Origin of the sequence: Sodalis sp. RH14, assembly GCF_047324285.1 — a bacterium.
In the GTDB taxonomy this organism is placed as follows: Bacteria; Pseudomonadota; Gammaproteobacteria; order Enterobacterales; family Enterobacteriaceae; genus Acerihabitans.
In genome coordinates this window covers 4891029-4908722 of sequence record NZ_CP178739.1, presented here as the reverse complement: position 1 = coordinate 4908722, position 17694 = coordinate 4891029, and the positions used below count along the sequence as shown (strand labels likewise).

The following is a 17694-nucleotide window of genomic DNA, read 5'->3' as shown; positions in this document are numbered from 1 at the left end:
GCTACTGCATACCCGACTGCGTCAACATTACCAGGGGAGGCTACCCTGCTCGTTTTGGTAGGCGCCTTTCGGGTCGTGCTCAGTAAGCAGCGCCAGGCGCACTATAAATACCGCCGCCTCGGCGGGCATCCTATCACCCCGATTTCCGCTTAGCTCGGTGTTCACCAGGCCTGGGCAGGCAGATACCGCGGTAATCCCGGTAGCGCGCAGTTCGGCATTGAGCTGGATCGTCAGCATATTCAGCGCGGCTTTTGACGCGTTGTAGCCAATAAACCGGACATCGTAGTACGGCCAGTCGGGATCTTCATTGAGCGTCAATGAACCCAGGCTACTGGATAGATTGACGATACGCCCGGCTTCGGACTTACGCAGCAGCGGCAGCATCGCCTGCGTAACCGCCAGTGTCCCGATGAAATTAGTGTCGAATACCCGACGCACCGCGTCCAGGGCGGCGGCGCCTGGCGCGCCGTCCGTGGCGTCGGAAACGCCGGCATTGTTCACCAGGATATCGAGGCGGCCATACTCGGCGTCGATCCTGACCGCGGCCGCGGCTATGCTCCGCGCGTCGCAAAGGTCAATCTGAATGAACGACGCCGGCAAACCCTGCGCGGCCAGCTTATCGGCCGCGGATTTACCTCGGCCCGCGTCGCGTCCACCCACCAGGACGAAGACACCCTTTTGCGCAAGCTGCCTGGCGATTTCGTGGCCGATTCCTTTATTGGCGCCCGTCACGAGCGCAATGCGGTTAGCGATATTTGTCATGTGAAGTTCCTTGATAATTTCGGTTATTCCGATCACATTAAGAATAAGAATAATTCTTCAGGTTTTGAATTCGCTTATGTTTTCGGTCCCCAAACGCAGCCTCAGCGCCCGTAAAGTCCCGCAGCAGGCGCGATCGGCCACCACTGTCGAGGCCATTTTCGACGCGACGATTCAGGTTTTATTAGCCGCGGGGCCAACCCGTTTGACGACAACGCGCGTGGCTGAAAGGGCGGGGGTATCCGTTGGCTCGCTATATCAGTATTTTCCCAATAAGCAGGCGTTGTTCTATGCGCTGAATGAAAGATATCTCATCATGCTGGCGGAACGGGTTGAGGCGGCCTGTCTGGCGCAACACGGGAAACCCTATGCGCAGATGAGCGACGCGCTCGTCAGCACCTACATTGCAGCCAAAATCGAGCGCCGCGATGTGACGAGCGCACTCTATCGTGCGGCGGCCGAGGTGGATGTGGCCGAACTGGTCGAGGCGATGACCAGGCGTGTCGAAGCGGCAAGCGAGGCCATGTTTGCCAGCGCCCCGGACGCGAAATTTGCCGATCTCGCTACGGTGAACCTGACGCTGTTGAACGTCCTGTGCGGCACCGTCTGCAATGTGTTCGTCAGGAATATGTCGGAACTGTTCGTTGGCGGCGGCCTGACATCACAGCTGACGTTAATGTTCTGTACTTATCTGAACGCGGCGAAAATGCCGCCGGCGGACGCGTAGTGCCGCGGGGAGAAAACACAGGCTAAGCCATTTTCCCCCGGGGAGCCTGGCGTGGATCTTAAGACGCCGCGGCGTCCGGCCGTCCACGCACCCGGATCGGCTCTTTGACGGCATTTGCGGCGAGGAGGCGTTGAAGCGCGGATATGGCGGTGTCGGTAAGTTCATGACCTTTGGTCAGCACCATCAAACCGTTGGTGGTGCGGATATCTTCGTCTACCACCCAGCCGGGCATCAGTTCGCTAAAGCGCACGGTGCGGGCGCCGGCCACGTTAGCGCGAAAATCAGCCAGGGCTTTGATGATGTACTCGGGGATCGCCGGGCGCGCCGCGCGCAGGATTTCCCACGGGCGTTCCAGGCTTTGCCCCCGCGCCGCGTGGCGTTCCAGTTCAAGGGCGGCGCGCAGCAGGTGGGCGCCGCGGATAACCTCCAGGGGCGCGTCTGGCGCGGCCTCACGGGCCTGGTGGCGGATAATCCCGGCCACCAGTTCGAGGCGGGGAATGTGCTCAACCAATCGGGCGGCGACATCCGGGTGTTCCTGGAGGAGTTTTTTTTCGTCCTCCGAGAGTTTTCTCTGGGCCACATCGGCCTGGACGATGTCGGCGGGGACGCCCACACAGCCGATTTGGCTCAATGAGGCGGCGATGGTGTATAGCCATCCATCAGGCCACGCCAGCTTGGGCAGCGCGTGGATGACACAGGACTGGGCGAAGGCCGACCGCTGGAAAGCCCATGGCGCGACCATGGCGAGGACTTCAGTCAGCGTTTTGACCGACGCGGTGAGGGTGGTCGCCAGCAATTCTTTTTCCGCGCAAACGAGACGGTATTGACCGACCGCGTCATTGAGCGCCGATACCAGTTCCTCCCTGGGGCAAGGCTTGCAGAGGTAGCGGAAGATGGCGCCCTGGTTGATGGCCGCGATGGAGGATGCCAGATCGGCCTGTCCGGTGAGAAGGATCCGCACGCTGTCGGGGGCGACTGCCCGCACTTTGGACAGGAAGGCGGCGCCGTCCATGCCGGGCATGCGCATGTCGGACATGATCACGGCAAAACGCTCGCCCGAGGACACGGCGCGCAGGCCGGCTTCACCGCTGAGAGCCACCACCACGTCGAATTCATTAAAGAGACTGCGCTCCATCGCGGCGAGCACATTGGGTTCATCGTCTACGCACAGCACCCGGGGCAAGGCGGTTTCAGTCATCAAGCGTCTCCTGCGTGTGGGCGAGCATCTCCTGCCACAGGGGCAGTTTATTCAGCACGCCGGTTTGTTCGAGATAATCCAGATCGGGGATACGGTTGTTGGCGAGAGCGACCGCGACATGCACGGCGCCGGTCACGCCGAAGGCTTTCTCCGCGGAGCGGGAGGGCTCGACGTGATAGGCCACGACTTCCACGATGTCCATGGGCAAACCCCACAAGGCCAGCAGATAGGCGCCTACCGCGGCATGCATGGACGTATTGTCCTGGGTGGCGGATACCTCGCGGCCAGGCTCCCTCAGTTCGGGGATAAGCCGTGCGATGCTGGCGAGCAGGGCGGCGGTCGGCTCCAGTTCCTGGTGTCCGGAAATGCGGGCGGCCAGGGTGGACGCGAGCAGCGAGGACCGCTGTAACCGGTCCACATAAGGGTCCGTACTCGCATCCGCAAAGATCTGGGAAGCCAGGACCAGCAGCTTCACCTGATCCAGGCCCAGGCGGGTGATGGCGTTGCCGATATCATGAATGCGACCGCCTCTGCTGAAGAAGGCCGAGTTAGCCAACTGCATAATCTTGACGCTCAGGGCGGGGTCACTGCCCAGGAGCCCGGCGATGCGTCGGGTATCGCCGCCGGCGCTGGCAAGGAGGCGGCATACTTCGGTAAAGACTTTCGGGGCGGCCGGCAGTCTGCTGATGCGGCCCACGGCCTCGACCACCGCCGGGTCCTGAAACAGGGCGCGCAGGGCCAGGGCGCCGCCCACCATCGCCAGCAGCGCCGTGCTGTCACAGGGTTTGGCGACAAACCGGTGGGCCACGTCCACCATGCGCAAGGTGGAGCTGGCCTCGGAGTAGCCGGACAGAATGATACGTATCGTGCCCGGCCAGCGGTCGCGTACCCGCGTAAGCAATTCAGCGCCGTCCATGAGCGGCATGCGCATGTCGGACACCACCACGTCGGCCGGCTCTTCCTCCAGCATCGCCAGCGCTTCCTGGCCGCTGGTGGCGAAGCGGCACTCCCATTCGGTGTCTTGCAGCATAAGCGCCCGCTCAATGCCGGAGAGTACCCGGCTTTCGTCATCAACGAACATCACTTGCATGCCGGGCACTCCTCTTTATCGCAGTGCAGGGGCAGTTGCAGGATGAACGTCGAGCCCACGCCTTCTTCGGACTCGCAGAAGACGCGGCCGGCATGTTTGTCCACCACGGTTGAATAGACGATAGCGAGACCTTGGCCCGTGCCTTTGCCTACCGCTTTGGTGGTGAAGAAGGGATCGAAGATGCGATCGCGGATCCCCGCAGGGATCCCGCCGCCATCGTCGGTGACCCGGATTTCAATATATTCGCCGTTGCGCGCCGCCGATACGATGATGTGGCCTTTCTCCTTAACGCCTTCCTGGATGGTATCGGCGATGGCGTGGGCGGCGTTCACCACCAGATTGAGAATGGCCTGGCCAATCATGTCGCGCAGACACGGCAGCTGCGGCAAGTCATCCTCGAAACGCGTCTCAAGTTCCGCCACGTATTTCCATTCGTTGCGCGCGACGGTCGTGGTGGTATTGATGACCTCGCGCACATCCACCCATTCCTTCTCGTCCTGGGCGGGATGGGAGAATTCCTTCATGGCGGACACGATCTTGGCGATATGGCCAAGGCCCTCCAGCGATTCGTCCAGGGCGCCCGGGATCTGGCGGCGCAGGAAATCCACTTTGGTGCGTTTGAGGATCGCGTCGAATTCCGCCATGACGGATTCCCCGGCCATTTTCCCGCGCGCGGCCTCGGCCAGCGCCAGGGCGGCGTCCAACAGGCTTAGCAGTGAAACGGTGGCGCCTTTAACGAAACCCACATTGTCGGAGACGTACTGGGTCGGCGTATTAATCTCATGGGCGATGCCGGCGGCGAGTTGGCCAATGGACTCCATCTTTTGCGCCTGCAGCAGTTGAGCCTGGGTCAAGCGCAACTCGGACAGGGCTTTTTCGAGCTCGCGCCGTTCGTTTTCCAGCTCCAGGGTCTTGCGCGCGACCACCTTCTCCAGGCCCACATTCTGCTCCAGGATGGCAAAAGGCGTCGCGTTGCCGCGCCTGGCTTCTTGTGCGATGCGGCGCTTGAGGACCTCGATGGTCTTGTCCCGGGCGGCGAGCTTGCGCTCGTATTCGCCGGCGGACGCTTGCGGACAGGCTTCATCAGGCAATGTTCTGTCCTCCAATGGCGACGCCCGTGAATGTCTGCGTCACGTGCACGCCGTTGTACTGCTCGCCGTAGGTGGAAAATCCCACGACATGATTCTGCTCCATGATGCTGCCGATCTGCTGTTCCAGCCCTTCCTGCTCGAACTGGATACGGCGCAGGATGCAATCGAAGCCAATGATGGCCGCAGGCTCGGGAATGGTCTCGCGGACCTTGGCGAAAGCCTGCTTGAAGGTTTGGACGGGATCCTTCGCTTTGCCGACGGCCACGATCAATCCCTCCTCGATGGCGCAGTAGCAGGTGAGAGAAAGGTCTTCGTTCCACCGCAGGATGGAGCGGATGTAGGGCTCATCGCCGAAGGAGAGCACCAGCGGGTTGCGGGAGAATACCGTCGGCGTCAAGTCGCGCACCGTCAGGCCCAGGGCATCCGCGTAAGCCTGGGCGGCAGGTTCGCCATTGATCTCCAGGATGAGCCTTTTCTCAGGATCGGCCCCGGTGATGACGAGTTCCACCTCACTGGGCTCGAAGTGCTGGACCTTGAAGATGGTGATGGGCGCGTTGGTCTCTATAACGGCGAATACCGCCGCGTCGGAAATAAAATGGCCATTGCCATCATAAACGTGCGTCTTCTCGAATCGCAGGTTATCGCCAGCGGAACCACCGACTATGGGAATGTTGCCGATCTGCTGATAGAGGTTCGCCGCCAGGCGTTCTTCGGCCATAGAGAGGCCGTCTACCAGCAGCAGCCCGAAGCGCTGCAGGTTCGGCCTGGCCTCGCAGTCGAGGCGAATGGCTTCGGCGATGTCGGCCACCAGCGCGGTGTAGTTGGTCAAAGGTTGAATCAGGAAGGCGCGGGTGCGAAAGTTGCCGTCCAGTCCGAGACCCAACAGCCCGGAGTGCTGGAAGCCTTCCTTGCCAATCTGTCCGGAGGACGTGCAGCCGATGCAGGGACAGGAAAAGGCGTTCTTCAATTCCTGGCCCAGGATGTCCAGGTCGTAGTCAGGGGAGCAGAAGAAAAGAACGGTATCGATGCCTTCATGGCCAAGCTGGCTGGCAAATTCGGCGACGGCCTGGCGCGGGTCCGGCGACTCGCTGCTGGCGTAATGGAATTGATCATTCATGACAAGCTCTCCCAATTCTGAGTAGAACTTTCGCCTGCGATCCCGCGTTCGTTCGATTCAAAATTCTTTGGTTTATAGCGATGGGAAGAGATTAGGTCTTTGCGGCAGAGATAGCAACCGTGTTGCGGCCAGGGAATAGCCTGCGTCGTCGCGGTTTGACTTAAGGGCGGCGGGGTAACGTTAAAAGTTAAAGTTTCCTGGTTTTTGGTCGTTAAGTACTCATTGTCAATCATTGTGTCCGGCCACAGAACCTCACGTCGACGACGCACAACGATCCATTGCGCCCGCTCCCGGTGTTGCTGTTTCAGTTATGGAAAATAATCATTAATGAAGAATATTTCAGTACGACTTGCGTTGACTGGCGCAATTTCCATTTTCGCTCTGATGATTCTGGCGATTTCCTGCGCGGGCCTGTTTGCGCTCACGCGCTCAAACGACACGACGGAGTTCGTTCACCAGGCCGACAGCCGGGTGATCCTGATCAATGATGTCTATAAAGATTCCGCGCGTACCCGCGCAGGCTTTGCCCTGGTCTATGCCAGCTTGCTGAAAGAAGGCAAGGCCGATGACTGGATTTTCAAAAACATCGAGAAGACCCACGGGCGCATGACGGCCAATATCCAGTTATTCAAAGACCTTCCCGTATTGCTAAGCGGCGATGAGGCCATCAAGACTGAACTGGTGGACTCGGCGCATGCGCTCAGCCAGCTTCTCGACCAGGCGGAGCATCTGCTGCAGGTGGGGGATGTGCAAGGCTATTACGCTATCAACATACAGGATATCGACAAAGCCGGAGGGCGGTTTTCTACCTCGCTGGAGAAATATCAGAAAAACACCCGTGAAACGGTAAACGCGCTGACGCAGATGCGCAACAGCGAATACCGCCAGTTGTTGTGGACGATGACCATCGTATTGCTTATTGCCTTTATGATAACCCTTACCGTGTTGTACGTGTTGCGAAACATCATACTGCGACCATTGAACTATGCGATTGTGCAACTGGATGCGGTCGCCAAAGGCGATTTAACCGCCGACATACAGGTATCAAGCAAAAACGAAATCGGTAAATTGCTTTCCGCCATCAGCGGCATGCAGCAAAGCCTGATGCGTCTGGTCACGCAGGTCCGCCTGGGCGTCGAAGAGATCAACACCGGTTCCAAAGAAATTGCGGCAGGCAATACCGATCTGTCGTCTCGCACCGAGGCGCAGGCATCTTCGCTGGAAGAAACCGCTTCCTCGATGGAACAGCTCGCCTCCACCGTCAAGAAAAACGCCGAGAATGCGCGCCAGACCAGCCAGCTTGCCGCCAACGCGTCTCAAATGGCCGAGTCCGGCAGCAAGGCCGTATCGGAAGTCGTCCAGACCATGAACGAGATTTCCTCCAGTTCCAGCAAAATTTCCGTGATTATTTCGGTTATCGACAGCATCGCGTTTCAGACCAATATACTGGCGCTGAATGCGGCGGTGGAGGCCGCGCGCGCGGGCGAGCACGGCAAGGGCTTTGCGGTGGTGGCAAGCGAAGTACGCACGCTGGCCCAACGCTCCGCATCTGCCGCCAGGGAGATAAAATTGCTCATAGAGGACTCCGCGGCCAAGGTCAATATCGGCGCCGGGCAAGTGGAGCGCGCCGGCGCAACCATGCATGAAATCGTGTCGTCAGTGAAGTGCGTGACTGACACCGTGGCGGAAATCTCGGCGGCATCGCAAGAGCAATCCGCCGGTATCGACCAGGTTAACCTGGCGGTTTCGCAGATGGACGGCGTCACGCAGCAGAATGCCGCGCTGGTGGAAGAGTCCTCAGCGGCCAGCGCCTCGCTGATGGGGCAGGTACGCCTGCTTCTTGATACTATTCAGGTATTCAAATTGCATGAACCGCAAGGGCGGCAGGAAGAGAACAGGCAAAACGGCGCCAAAGCATTGCCGCGTCGTGCCGCTAAGCCCCTTGATAACCCCAAGGATAATGCCGGCTGGGAAACATTCTGAAGACGTTAGCCCCCGAGCGTTACACGGGGGCCCGCCCCTGTTCGCCGGGACGGAAAAGGGACCGGGCTTAAGGAGCCATCAGTCGGGAAAAATGTGTCCGGATGGGTACGCTCCGCGCACCGCCGGCTTCGGCGCGCCCGCCTGTTAACGTGCGGGCGCGCCTCGGTTTTTCTATCCATAGACTATCAGTTGAATACCATGCCGCCATCAATAATCAGCGCTTGTCCGGTCATATAGTCTGAGTCGGGTCCCGCCAGATAGGATACGCAGGCCGCCACGTCTTCCGGCTCGGATATCCGGCCCAGCGCAACCGTTTTCGCCCACTGTTGCAGACCCCACTCCAGGGACTGTTTATTTTCATCGGCGACTTTTTTAGCGATGTTTTCCATCATCGGCGTACGCACAATACCCGGGCAATAGGCATTGACGGTAACGCCCAGTTTAGCCAGGTCGCGCGCCGCCGTTTGAGTAATGCCGCGCACGGCGAACTTGGTGGCGCCATAGACCGCCAGATCAGGGTTGCCGACCTGTCCCGCCTGGGATGAAGCATTGATTATCTTGCCGACGATGTCGCCGGGTTTGGCGGGTGTCCTGGTTTTGAAATGTTTAAGGGCGGCTTGGATACCCCAATAGACGCCACCCACATTCACGTCAAAAACCTTATGGTAGATTTCCGGCGTAATATCCTCAAGAGGCGTTGTCGGGCCTAAACCTGCATTATTAATCATGACATCAAGCCGGCCGAACGTCGCCACCACCTGGTCGACAGCGGATATGACATCCTCGCGCTTCGCCACGTCCACCGCCACGGCCAGGGCTTTGCCGCCGGCGGCCTCGATCAATGCCACCGTCTGTTTCGCCGTCTCGGCGTTAAAGTCCAGACTGCCGATAGCAAAGCCATCTTTCGCCAGGCGCAGCGCAATGGCTCTGCCAATACCCTGTCCGGCCCCGGTCACAACCGCGACTTTCTTGCTTGAATCGACCACTGTATCCTCCTGGGTCTCTGGTTTACATGCAAAACCGCTGCGTAAACGGCTTCTGATTACTCTTATCGAGTATCTAGGCATAGCAGAAAAAAAGACTTTATCCTGGCATAAGTCATTAACAGAAACAGAATAGTTGGGAATTTTGCAATTAAACACAGGCGTAAATACCGCGGCGGCCGCCGGTCGATATATTTTCCCTATGAGATAATACTGAGGGGGAATGGGCGATGATGATGCCTTGAGTGGCTTAAAGCTGTTATTTATTAATATCATGAGAATAGGCGGGCTAAATGTACGCTTAAGCGGCTTGGCTTTTAATGACCGGCGTAGGCATTCATACGAATCATTCACATTCTAACTCTCTGTTTTTGAGCTGATTTCCCCCCCCCTTGCTATAAAGTTTCGCCCACATAAACCGATACCTATAAAAGCTCAGATCAGCCAATTGATAAGGCGTGGGTAATATTTTATTTACAACTGATTGGCTTATAACGTCTATGCCCGGATGTCAGCATAGAAATGATGAATAGGAGCAGTTTTATGAATTTTTTTAAAAACAGCAGTATCAGAGTGATATTAATCATCACGCTTGGATTTTTTTTGCTTCTCTGGGGCGGTGTTGCGGCATTTACCCTATCGTCATTGGGCCAGGTCACTCATCTTTTGACTGTCAGTGAAGATCAGAAAAAAGATATTGATATCATTACCCGTGGTAACGACCAATATTTCCGCACCGTTACCCGGTTGGCGCGTACTATGGATTATAGCCAGACGGGAGAAACGGCCGATGCCGATAAGGTATTGGCCTCCGCCGCGGTGGCGATGAAAAACTCAGCGGATGCGCTGGCTGAATTCAAATTGCGCCCTCATCCCTCCATAGACGCCGCGGTGACCGAAAACATGATCGCGACGTGGTCGCGTATGGTTTCCCAGGGACTGGAGCCGTTATACCGCGCGGTGCAGAACAAGGATATTGAACAATTTCGTCAGGTTTTCAGGATGCAGTATCCCCCGCTCAGCCTCGCCTTTGGGCAGGCGGCGGAAACATACAAGTCCGCGGCCATGTCGGACCAAAGCGCGCGGCAAATGGTAGTGATGGTTGACAGGTGTAAGACCATACTCATTGCGGCCATTATCGCCGGCGTAGTCATACTGCTCCTCACCGATCGTTATCTCGTCAATTATATGATTAAACCCCTGGGCCGCATTAAGGCGCAGTTGCATACGCTATCAGAAGGACACTTGGATGATGCCATCGTCGATGTTGGCCGTAACGACGTTGGCTCGCTGATTCCTGATCTACAGGAAATGCAGCGCAACCTGATTCGTACCGTCACCGCTATCCGCGATGGGTCGGCCTCCATTTACCAGGGCGCGGGTGAAATCAGCCTGGGCAACACCGATCTCTCATCGCGCACCGAACAGCAGGCGTCGGCGCTGGAAGAAACGGCGGCCAGCATGGAGCAGTTAAGCGCCACGGTGAAGCAAAATACCGAAAATGTCATGCAGGCCAATAAGATGGTGCAAGATGCCGCAGATACCGCCAGACAGGGCGGCGCAATAGTCGATGACGTGGTGTCAACCATGATAAGCATCACCACCAGCTCGAAAAAGATCGCCGATATCACCGGGGTGATTAACGGCATTGCTTTCCAAACCAATATCCTGGCGTTGAATGCGGCGGTGGAAGCGGCCAGGGCCGGCGAACAGGGCCGTGGTTTTGCCGTGGTGGCGGGGGAGGTGCGCAGCCTGGCCCAGCGCAGCGCCCAGGCAGCGAAGGAAATAGAAGGGTTGATCGCGGAGTCGGTTGAGCGGGTGGATACCGGCTCCAGGCAAGCGTCCCGCGCGGGTGAAACCATGCATAACATTGTGCAGGCGGTGACCCGGGTAACCGACTTGATGGGCGAAATTTCTTCGGCGTCGGAAGAACAAAGCCGCGGCATCAGCCAGGTGGGCAATGCGGTGGCGGAAATGGACGGCGTAACTCAGCAAAACGCGGCGCTGGTCCAGGAATCGGCCGCGGCGGCGGCCTCGCTGGAAGAACAGGCCCGGATGCTGACGGAAACGGTCGCGGTATTTCATCTGCCGCAGGCTGCGGACGCGCGCAATGGCGGCGATAAGATCAACCGGGTTGCTAGCCGGGCCACCCTTACCCCGGCACAAGCGGCGGCCAGGCCCGGCAAGGCCAACAATAACTGGGAAACGTTTTAGTCCCCCGCCGCACATTCCCGCCCGCACTCTAAGGGCGGGAATCTTCGGCGCGCATCCCTTTCTCCTCTACGCCTGTTAATTGCTTCACTATATGAAGCAATATCGCCAATGAATTTATGACTCCTCTCACGCAACGCGCATGGGCGATAGCTTCCCGTCCGCGCCGGCATACACTGCCGGATACCCGAGCTTTTGCCGGGAATAATGCCGCAATTTTCAGAGGAATAATAAAATAATGGCCCTACAAAAACCGACTGTGTTCTTCAGCGCAGTATTGTTGAGTCTGATTGCCCTGCCTGATTTGGCCAGGGCGGATATCATGCTGCTTAACCGAAATAATAATCTGCCTATGCTTAACGGGGTGGAATGGCAATTCGGCGGCCTTATCCGGCCGCAATATCGTAATAAAATGGGCTCGGCCGATGATCACACCTATATGCAGCGGGGATATGACAGCGGCAGCTTTATTCATACTTCTTTAAATTATTATCTCAATGATGATATTAATCTATTATGGTATTACGAAGTCGGTATCGATATCTTTAATGAGCTCGGGGCCGGCAGCCATTTTGATCATAATAAAGATACCACCTTCACCCGTAAACATTATGTTGGTATCGCCAGCAAGACCTATGGAACCTTGACCTTCGGACAGCAAAACAGCGTCTTATACAGTGTTATCGGCGCCAAAACCGACGTATGGGATAATGATATGCACGGTCAAGGGTCGAACAATGGCGTCAACGGCAATTATGATGGTTCCTACCGCGGTAAATATTTGCTCAAATATGTCCAGGACGCGGGACCGGTAACCCTGAGCGCCAGTTGGGACGCGCCGGTGAATGATTATTATATCAGAAGCGACAATGTCCGTTACCAGCGCCAAACCGGCGGCGCCGGCGGCATGGATTACCATATCGCCAAGGATTTGACGCTCAGCGCCGCCTACAGTTATACCCGGGCTTATATCATCAGCCGCGCCCCGACGGGGGATGGCGCGGATACAGCGGGTTATAATCAACAGATAACCGGTATCGCGGCGCAATGGAAACCGGATAACTGGACTTTGGCGGCAACGGCCGGGTATTACCATGATTTTATTCCGCGGCGTACCGCCAGGGTGCCGACGGCCTATTTTGAAGGGCAGGCGCGGGGGTGGGAATATATGGCGTCGTATCGGTGGCCGGTGGCCGCCCGGGCCATTACCGCCGTCAAGCCTTATATCGCCGGCGATGGGATGCGCTGGGAGCATTACCAGACGAACCACACCTACCTGGGGATTGCCGCGGAACTGCCCCATGGCTTCCAAATTGATTATGAACGCACCTTCAGCAATACCACGGATAACCAGCCGGATGAAAACTGGGTCCGCCTCTGGTATCGGTTCTGATAACACCCCCCTTATTCAATCGAGATGAGTACTAACGCAATCCAGGGCTGTTTTGGCAAATGCTTCACCATATGAAGCAATTTCCGCATGGGTTTTATGACTGCTCTCACGCAACGCCCACGCGTAGTGGCTTGTCGCCCGCCGCCGCCTACACTGCGGGTTATGCGGATAAAACAGCTGCCCAGGCCTGCCGGTGTCCCGATGTACCGCCAGGCATATGACGTTTCGTTCAGGAGATAAAATGAGCAATTCCATCACTCACCGGACAGAGGACTATCCGGCCGAGACATCAAAAACAAAAAGACAACGGACGTTTAAAATCATGATGTCGGCGGGCGTCGGCCACTTTATCGAGTGGTTCGACTTTGGCCTTTACGGCACCCTCGCGGCCATCATCGGCAGCAACTTCTTTGCCAGCAATGACCCGACGGTGGCGCTGCTGAAATCCTTCGCGGTGTTCGGTTCCGGTTTTTTAATGCGTCCGCTGGGCGGCTTTTTCTTCGGCTCGATGGGCGACCGGCTGGGGCGGCGGAAAGTCTTGGTGACGGTGATTGTCATCACGTCCTGTTCCACCTTTGTGATGGGCATTCTTCCCACCTATGCGCACGTCGGCATACTCGCGCCGGTGCTGCTGGTCTTGACCCGCCTGGTGCAGGGATTCGCCGCGGGCGGCGAGAGTTCCGGCGTTATCACCTATCTGGCGGAAAGCGCGCAGCCTCATCGCCGGGCCAGCCTGACCTGCTGGAGTGAAAATTTCAGTTTTATGGCGTTTGTCTGCGGTTCCGGGCTGGTGCTGTTCCTGACCCACCAGTTGGGGGAGCCGGCGATGAACGACTGGGGCTGGCGCATTCCTTTCCTCCTGGCCGCGCCGCTGGGGCTTGGCGGTCTCTATATGCGCCGCAATATGGAAGACTCCGCCGAATTCCATATGCTGCAAAAATCGGGAAAACTGGAACACTCCCCGCTGCGTACCACGCTTACCACCTCCACCCGCGCCTTGCTGTTTTGCGTCGGTTTTGTCGTGGTGAAGGCGGTGAGCAGTTGGGTATTGCAATCTTTTATGCCCAGCTATCTCTCCACCTATTTGCATTATTCCCATACCGATTCCTATCTGATTACCATGCTCGGTCTGTTCAGCGTCGCCATCGTCATGCCGCTGGCGGGGTATCTCTCCGATCGGTGGGGACGCCGGCCGCTGATGCTTATCGGCTGCGGCGGTTTTATTCTGCTGACCTACCCGGCGATGATGGTAATGGAGCAAGGTTCGGTGGCCGTCTCCATCGTCGCCATGAGCCTGCTCGGCATGCTGGTCGCCTTATTTAACGGCGGCTGCGGCGCGGCAATGGCGGAGCTTTTCCCCACCGCGCTGCGTTACGGCGGCATCGCCATCGCCTACAACATGACGGTGGCGGTCTTTGGCGGCGTAACGCCGCTGGTCTCGGCGGGGCTTATCTCCGCCACCGGCAACCCGTTGTCGCCCGCTTTTTACGTCATGCTGACCGCGCTTATCTCTTTTGTCGCCGTGTGCCTCGCCAAAGAGACCGCAGGCAAAAAACTGGATTAACCCGCAAAACCGGAGTGGATATGAAGATCGTCGACGTACAGTGTTTCCCGTTAAAAATCAAACCGCAGCAGATTTATCTCGGCGGAGATCCGGATGGCGGCGGGGATTACTACTATCGCCCTGAATACCGCTGCGTCTATTCACGCAAAATGGAAACCTGCTTGGTGAAAATAACCTGTGATGATGGCCATGTGGGGTGGGGCGAAGCGCTGGCCCCGGTGGTGCCGCAGGTGGTCGCGCAGTTGATTACGCACCTGTTTAAACCGCTGCTGCTGGGAGCCAGTCCGTTTAGCAGCAATGTCCTCAACACGCAGATGTACAACTCAATGCGCGATCGCGGCCATACCGCCGGCTACCATATTGATGCGCTGGCGGCGGTGGATATCGCGCTGTGGGATCTCAAAGGGCATATTCTGGGGCTGCCGCTCCACCAGCTGCTTGGGGGGAGCTTTCGCGCGCAGGTTCCCTGCTATGTTTCCGGTCTGCCGCGCCCGACCGTCGAAGCCCGTTGCGAGCTGGCCCGGCAATGGCAGGGGAAAAATTTCAATGCCGTCAAGCTGGCGCTGGGCTATGGCGTCGACGAGGACCTGGAAAATGTCCGCGCCATCCGGCAAGCGCTCGGGCCGCAGGCAACCCTCTTTATCGACGCGCACTGGAACTACAGCGTTCACGAGGCGGTAAGGCTGGCGGAAGGCCTTAAAGCCTGTGACGTCGGTTTTCTTGAAGCGCCGCTGCTGCCCGAGGATGTCGCGGGTCATCGGGAATTACGCCGGAAAAGCGCGGTGCCGGTGGCCCTTGGCGAAACAGAGCGCACCCGCTATCAGTTCCGTCCTTATATCGAGCAGCGCGCCGTCGACATTCTGCAACCGGATGTGGGGCGTACCGGCATTACCGAACTGATGCATATCGCCGCCCTTGCCGAAACCTGGAACCTGCTGGTGGCGCCGCATCTGAGCGTCGGCCTGGGTCCTTGTATCGCCGCCTCCATCCACGTGGCCGCCGCGCTGCCCAACTTTTTTATGCTTGAGTTCCAGCCGCCGGTGTTTGACCTGGCCAACAGCTTGCTGCGCCAGCCCCTGGTTTGCCGGGACGGTCACTATGCGCTGCCCGCGGGGCCTGGCCTGGGTATTGACATCAATGAAGAAAAAGTACGTGAAAATCACTGGAGTGACGCATGTTAAAAGGTAATGTTCCGATACTGGCAACCGCTTTTGATAACCAGGGGGAGGTCGATCTCCCCGCCATTGTTAAACTTGTGCGCTTTTTGCTTGAGCAGGGTATCGACGGTTTGGCGCTGTTTGGCAATGCCTCGGAAGGCTATGCGCTGACGGGGCAGGAAAAAGACGCGATTTTTAAGAGCGTAAAGGCCCTGACCGGAGACCTGCCGTTGGTGGTTGCCACCGGCGGCGCGGCGGCGCCGGTGGCGATAGAGGAGATTAAACGCGTTGAGCGCTGGGGCGCGGAGGTGGCGATGATCAATCCGCCGTCGGTGGTAAAACCCGGCCCGGACGAGATCTACCGGTTCTACCGCGACATCTGCCGACAGAGCGATATCGAGATCATGATTCAGGACGCGCCGCAAATGACCGGCGTCAGCTTTCCGGTTCCCACGCTGATAAGGCTGTGTGAGGATTTCCCGCAGATTCGCTACATCAAGGTAGAACAGCCGCCCACCACGCTGAAAATCAGCCAGCTTAAGGCCGCGCTGGGTGACAGGGTCGGGCTTTTCGGCGGGCTCAACGCCGGTTTCTTATACGAGGAACTCGCGCGGGGCATTGTCGGCACCATGCCCGCCTGTGAATTTCCCGAGGTGATAAATGCGATTTTGCAGGCCTGGGAACAACATGACAAGGAGGCGGCGCGGGCGCTGTTTTACCGTTATTTGCCCTTCCTGCGCTATGGCGTGCAGCCAGGATTGGGTGTGGCGGTGCATAAAGAGATATTGCACCGCTCAGGACTGTTCGCCACCGCCGCGGTGCGCGATCCGGCAAAGGGGCTCGACGAGACGACGCGTCTGGAGCTGCAGGAGATAACCGACCATCTGCCGCTGGCGATTTTGGCACGGGCGCAATGAACTACATTGCCGTCGACTGGGGGACCAGTAATTTTCGCGCCATGCGCGTCAAACAGGGCAGGGTGGTGCGCGCCGTGCAGTCTGAAAAAGGCGTCGCCCGCTGCCGGCGCGGGCAGCTGGGCGCAGTGTTGCGCGAGGAGCTATTGCGGCTGGGCGATGAGTACGACGAACACGTGCCGGTTATCCTGTGCGGCATGATCGGCAGCAATATCGGCATAGTGGATGCCGGTTACCTGGCGCTTCCGGTCAGCTTTCATGATTTGACCGCCCGCGGATTGCCGCTGGAAAACGTATTGCCCAATCCCGTCACCGTGCGTCCGGGCATCTGCAGCCGCGAGGAGCACGAAATCTGCCGCGGCGAGGAGATACAGCTGGCAGGAGCCTTAAGCATCAGCGACGCGCGGATATTCGCCGCCGTGGGCACCCACAGCAAATGGATAACCGTTGATCGCCGGCAGCAAAAAATCGTCGGCCTGCGCACGCTGATGACCGGCGAACTGTACCACCTGGTGCTGAATCATTCGGTGGTCGGCAAGGGGCTTGGCGAGCAGGATTTTTCCGAGGACATTTTCCGGCAGGGGGTGGAAACCGCCGAGGCCATTGACCGGGGCGACAGCACCCTGCTCAGCGAACTGTTCCGCTGCCGGGGGCGTTATATCCTTGGCGAATTCGAGGCCGCCTTTGCCGCGGCCTGGCTATCCGGCCTGCTGGTGGGCCATGAAGTCTTGACCGGCCATGCGCGGCACGAAAGCGTGTGCTTCATCGGCTCCGCCATCCTGCTTGAACGCTATCGGCGGGCATGTCATTTACTTCATCTTCCCTGTACCACTCTCGCGGCGGAAGAGGCGATTATCACCGGATTGAACGAGGTATTCGACGATGCTGTTTAATGGCAATGTCATCGCCATCCTGCGGGGCATAACCCCGGCCGACGTTATTGCGCAGGTCACCGGCCTGGTGGACAGCGGTATCAGCGATGTGGAAATTCCCGCCAATTCGCCGGACTGGGCGCAAAGTATCCAGGCTATCAAACGCCACTTCGGGCGACAGGTGAATCTCGGCGCGGGCACCATCATCACCACCGCGCAGGTGGCGACCTGCGCGCAGGCCGGCGCTGATTATGTCCTCACGCCCAACCTTGACGAAAACGTCGTCCGCGCCTGTCAGGCCCAGGGGCTGGAAACCTGTATCGGCGTGTACACCAGTACCGAGCTTTTCGCCGCCAGCGCGCTTGGCGCCAGCGCGCTGAAAATCTTTCCGGCGGCGGCGCTGCCGGCAAATTGGCCCCAGCTTATTAAGGGGCCGTTTTGCCATGCCACTCCCTTTTGCGCGGTGGGCGGCATTGATGCGGACAATATGGCGGACTATCTGCGGTATTACGATAGCGTGGGGATCGGTTCGGCGCTATACCGGCCTGGACAGCCGCCGTCCCTTACCCGCCGGCGCGCCGTGGCGCTGATGGGGCGAAGTCCGGCCGGCCCCGCCCTGTAATGCCGGCCCGGCG

Annotated in this window: 15 protein-coding genes; 9 read left to right on the top strand and 6 right to left on the bottom strand. The window is 58.3% G+C overall.

The annotated features are described in order from the left end of the window. Positions 1–27 precede the first annotated feature (27 nt). On the bottom strand, positions 28–762 hold the full coding sequence (locus ACL2XQ_RS22320) for an SDR family NAD(P)-dependent oxidoreductase (RefSeq protein ID WP_413727673.1): 735 nt from the start codon (positions 760–762) through the stop codon (positions 28–30). Positions 763–838: 76 nt separating this feature from the next. Here ACL2XQ_RS22320 and ACL2XQ_RS22315 point away from each other — a divergent pair, with 76 nt between their 5' ends. After that, positions 839–1486: a TetR/AcrR family transcriptional regulator gene (locus ACL2XQ_RS22315; RefSeq protein ID WP_410013512.1), complete on the top strand. Its 648-nt coding sequence runs from the start codon at positions 839–841 to the stop codon at positions 1484–1486. Positions 1487–1544: 58 nt separating this feature from the next. Here the strand turns inward: ACL2XQ_RS22315 and ACL2XQ_RS22310 are convergent, their stop codons facing one another. From ACL2XQ_RS22310 to ACL2XQ_RS22295, 4 genes are read right to left on the bottom strand one after another with little or no spacing between them, the layout of a single operon-like run. Then, positions 1545–2684, bottom strand: a complete 1140-nt coding sequence (locus ACL2XQ_RS22310) for a response regulator (RefSeq protein WP_410013513.1) — start codon at positions 2682–2684, stop codon at positions 1545–1547. Next, complete coding sequence (locus ACL2XQ_RS22305; RefSeq protein WP_413739728.1) at positions 2677–3774, bottom strand: HDOD domain-containing protein; 1098 nt, start codon at positions 3772–3774, stop codon at positions 2677–2679. Before ACL2XQ_RS22305 ends, ACL2XQ_RS22310 begins: the two co-directional genes overlap by 8 nt. Then, positions 3765–4880 carry a sensor histidine kinase gene (locus ACL2XQ_RS22300; protein ID WP_410013515.1) on the bottom strand — a complete coding sequence of 372 codons (1116 nt, stop codon included), beginning with the start codon at positions 4878–4880 and terminating at the stop codon, positions 3765–3767. Before ACL2XQ_RS22300 ends, ACL2XQ_RS22305 begins: the two co-directional genes overlap by 10 nt. Continuing rightward, on the bottom strand, positions 4858–5982 hold the full coding sequence (locus ACL2XQ_RS22295; RefSeq protein ID WP_410013516.1) for an FIST N-terminal domain-containing protein: 1125 nt from the start codon (positions 5980–5982) through the stop codon (positions 4858–4860). Before ACL2XQ_RS22295 ends, ACL2XQ_RS22300 begins: the two co-directional genes overlap by 23 nt. 327 nt (positions 5983–6309) lie before the next feature. On the opposite strand from ACL2XQ_RS22295, the gene ACL2XQ_RS22290 reads away from it, so the two are divergent. Beyond that, entirely contained in the window at positions 6310–7965 is a 1656-nt protein-coding gene (locus ACL2XQ_RS22290) for a methyl-accepting chemotaxis protein (protein ID WP_413739727.1), read from the top strand. A gap of 185 nt (positions 7966–8150) precedes the next feature. Here ACL2XQ_RS22290 and ACL2XQ_RS22285 read toward each other — a convergent pair whose 3' ends face one another. Beyond that, entirely contained in the window at positions 8151–8951 is an 801-nt protein-coding gene (locus ACL2XQ_RS22285) for a (S)-acetoin forming diacetyl reductase (protein WP_410013518.1), read from the bottom strand. A gap of 540 nt (positions 8952–9491) precedes the next feature. Between ACL2XQ_RS22285 and ACL2XQ_RS22280 the strand changes: the two genes are divergently transcribed. From ACL2XQ_RS22280 to ACL2XQ_RS22250, 7 genes are all read left to right on the top strand, one after another. Continuing rightward, positions 9492–11162, top strand: a complete 1671-nt coding sequence (locus tag ACL2XQ_RS22280) for a methyl-accepting chemotaxis protein (RefSeq protein ID WP_413721451.1) — start codon at positions 9492–9494, stop codon at positions 11160–11162. Positions 11163–11397: 235 nt separating this feature from the next. Continuing rightward, positions 11398–12552: a porin gene (locus ACL2XQ_RS22275; protein ID WP_413739726.1), complete on the top strand. Its 1155-nt coding sequence runs from the start codon at positions 11398–11400 to the stop codon at positions 12550–12552. A 241-nt stretch (positions 12553–12793) separates the two neighbouring features. Further along, positions 12794–14116, top strand: coding sequence for an MFS transporter (locus ACL2XQ_RS22270; protein WP_410013521.1), 1323 nt, complete (start codon positions 12794–12796; stop codon positions 14114–14116). Positions 14117–14136: 20 nt separating this feature from the next. Beyond that, positions 14137–15297, top strand: coding sequence for a mandelate racemase/muconate lactonizing enzyme family protein (locus ACL2XQ_RS22265; protein WP_413739725.1), 1161 nt, complete (start codon positions 14137–14139; stop codon positions 15295–15297). Next, on the top strand, positions 15291–16190 hold the full coding sequence (locus ACL2XQ_RS22260; protein WP_410013523.1) for a dihydrodipicolinate synthase family protein: 900 nt from the start codon (positions 15291–15293) through the stop codon (positions 16188–16190). Before ACL2XQ_RS22265 ends, ACL2XQ_RS22260 begins: the two co-directional genes overlap by 7 nt. Beyond that, positions 16187–17080 carry a 2-dehydro-3-deoxygalactonokinase gene (locus ACL2XQ_RS22255; protein WP_413739724.1) on the top strand — a complete coding sequence of 298 codons (894 nt, stop codon included), beginning with the start codon at positions 16187–16189 and terminating at the stop codon, positions 17078–17080. The genes ACL2XQ_RS22260 and ACL2XQ_RS22255 overlap by 4 nt, the downstream gene beginning before the upstream one ends. Beyond that, a complete protein-coding gene (locus ACL2XQ_RS22250) occupies positions 17070–17681 on the top strand; it encodes a 2-dehydro-3-deoxyphosphogluconate aldolase (protein WP_413729427.1) in 612 nt (203 codons plus the stop codon). The genes ACL2XQ_RS22255 and ACL2XQ_RS22250 overlap by 11 nt, the downstream gene beginning before the upstream one ends. Positions 17682–17694: the final 13 nt, after the last annotated feature.

Excerpts from the sequence above, each read along its gene's own strand:
- ACL2XQ_RS22320 (WP_413727673.1), bottom strand. The coding sequence starts at position 762 with ATGACAAATATCGCTAACCGCATTGCGCTCGTGACGGGCGCCAATAAA.
- ACL2XQ_RS22315 (WP_410013512.1), top strand. The coding sequence starts at position 839 with ATGTTTTCGGTCCCCAAACGCAGCCTCAGCGCCCGTAAAGTCCCGCAG.
- ACL2XQ_RS22310 (WP_410013513.1), bottom strand. The coding sequence starts at position 2,684 with ATGACTGAAACCGCCTTGCCCCGGGTGCTGTGCGTAGACGATGAACCC.
- ACL2XQ_RS22305 (WP_413739728.1), bottom strand. The coding sequence starts at position 3,774 with ATGCAAGTGATGTTCGTTGATGACGAAAGCCGGGTACTCTCCGGCATT.
- ACL2XQ_RS22295 (WP_410013516.1), bottom strand. The coding sequence starts at position 5,982 with ATGAATGATCAATTCCATTACGCCAGCAGCGAGTCGCCGGACCCGCGC.
- ACL2XQ_RS22290 (WP_413739727.1), top strand. The coding sequence starts at position 6,310 with ATGAAGAATATTTCAGTACGACTTGCGTTGACTGGCGCAATTTCCATT.
- ACL2XQ_RS22280 (WP_413721451.1), top strand. The coding sequence starts at position 9,492 with ATGAATTTTTTTAAAAACAGCAGTATCAGAGTGATATTAATCATCACG.
- ACL2XQ_RS22275 (WP_413739726.1), top strand. The coding sequence starts at position 11,398 with ATGGCCCTACAAAAACCGACTGTGTTCTTCAGCGCAGTATTGTTGAGT.
- ACL2XQ_RS22270 (WP_410013521.1), top strand. The coding sequence starts at position 12,794 with ATGAGCAATTCCATCACTCACCGGACAGAGGACTATCCGGCCGAGACA.
- ACL2XQ_RS22265 (WP_413739725.1), top strand. The coding sequence starts at position 14,137 with ATGAAGATCGTCGACGTACAGTGTTTCCCGTTAAAAATCAAACCGCAG.
- ACL2XQ_RS22260 (WP_410013523.1), top strand. The coding sequence starts at position 15,291 with ATGTTAAAAGGTAATGTTCCGATACTGGCAACCGCTTTTGATAACCAG.
- ACL2XQ_RS22255 (WP_413739724.1), top strand. The coding sequence starts at position 16,187 with ATGAACTACATTGCCGTCGACTGGGGGACCAGTAATTTTCGCGCCATG.
- ACL2XQ_RS22250 (WP_413729427.1), top strand. The coding sequence starts at position 17,070 with ATGCTGTTTAATGGCAATGTCATCGCCATCCTGCGGGGCATAACCCCG.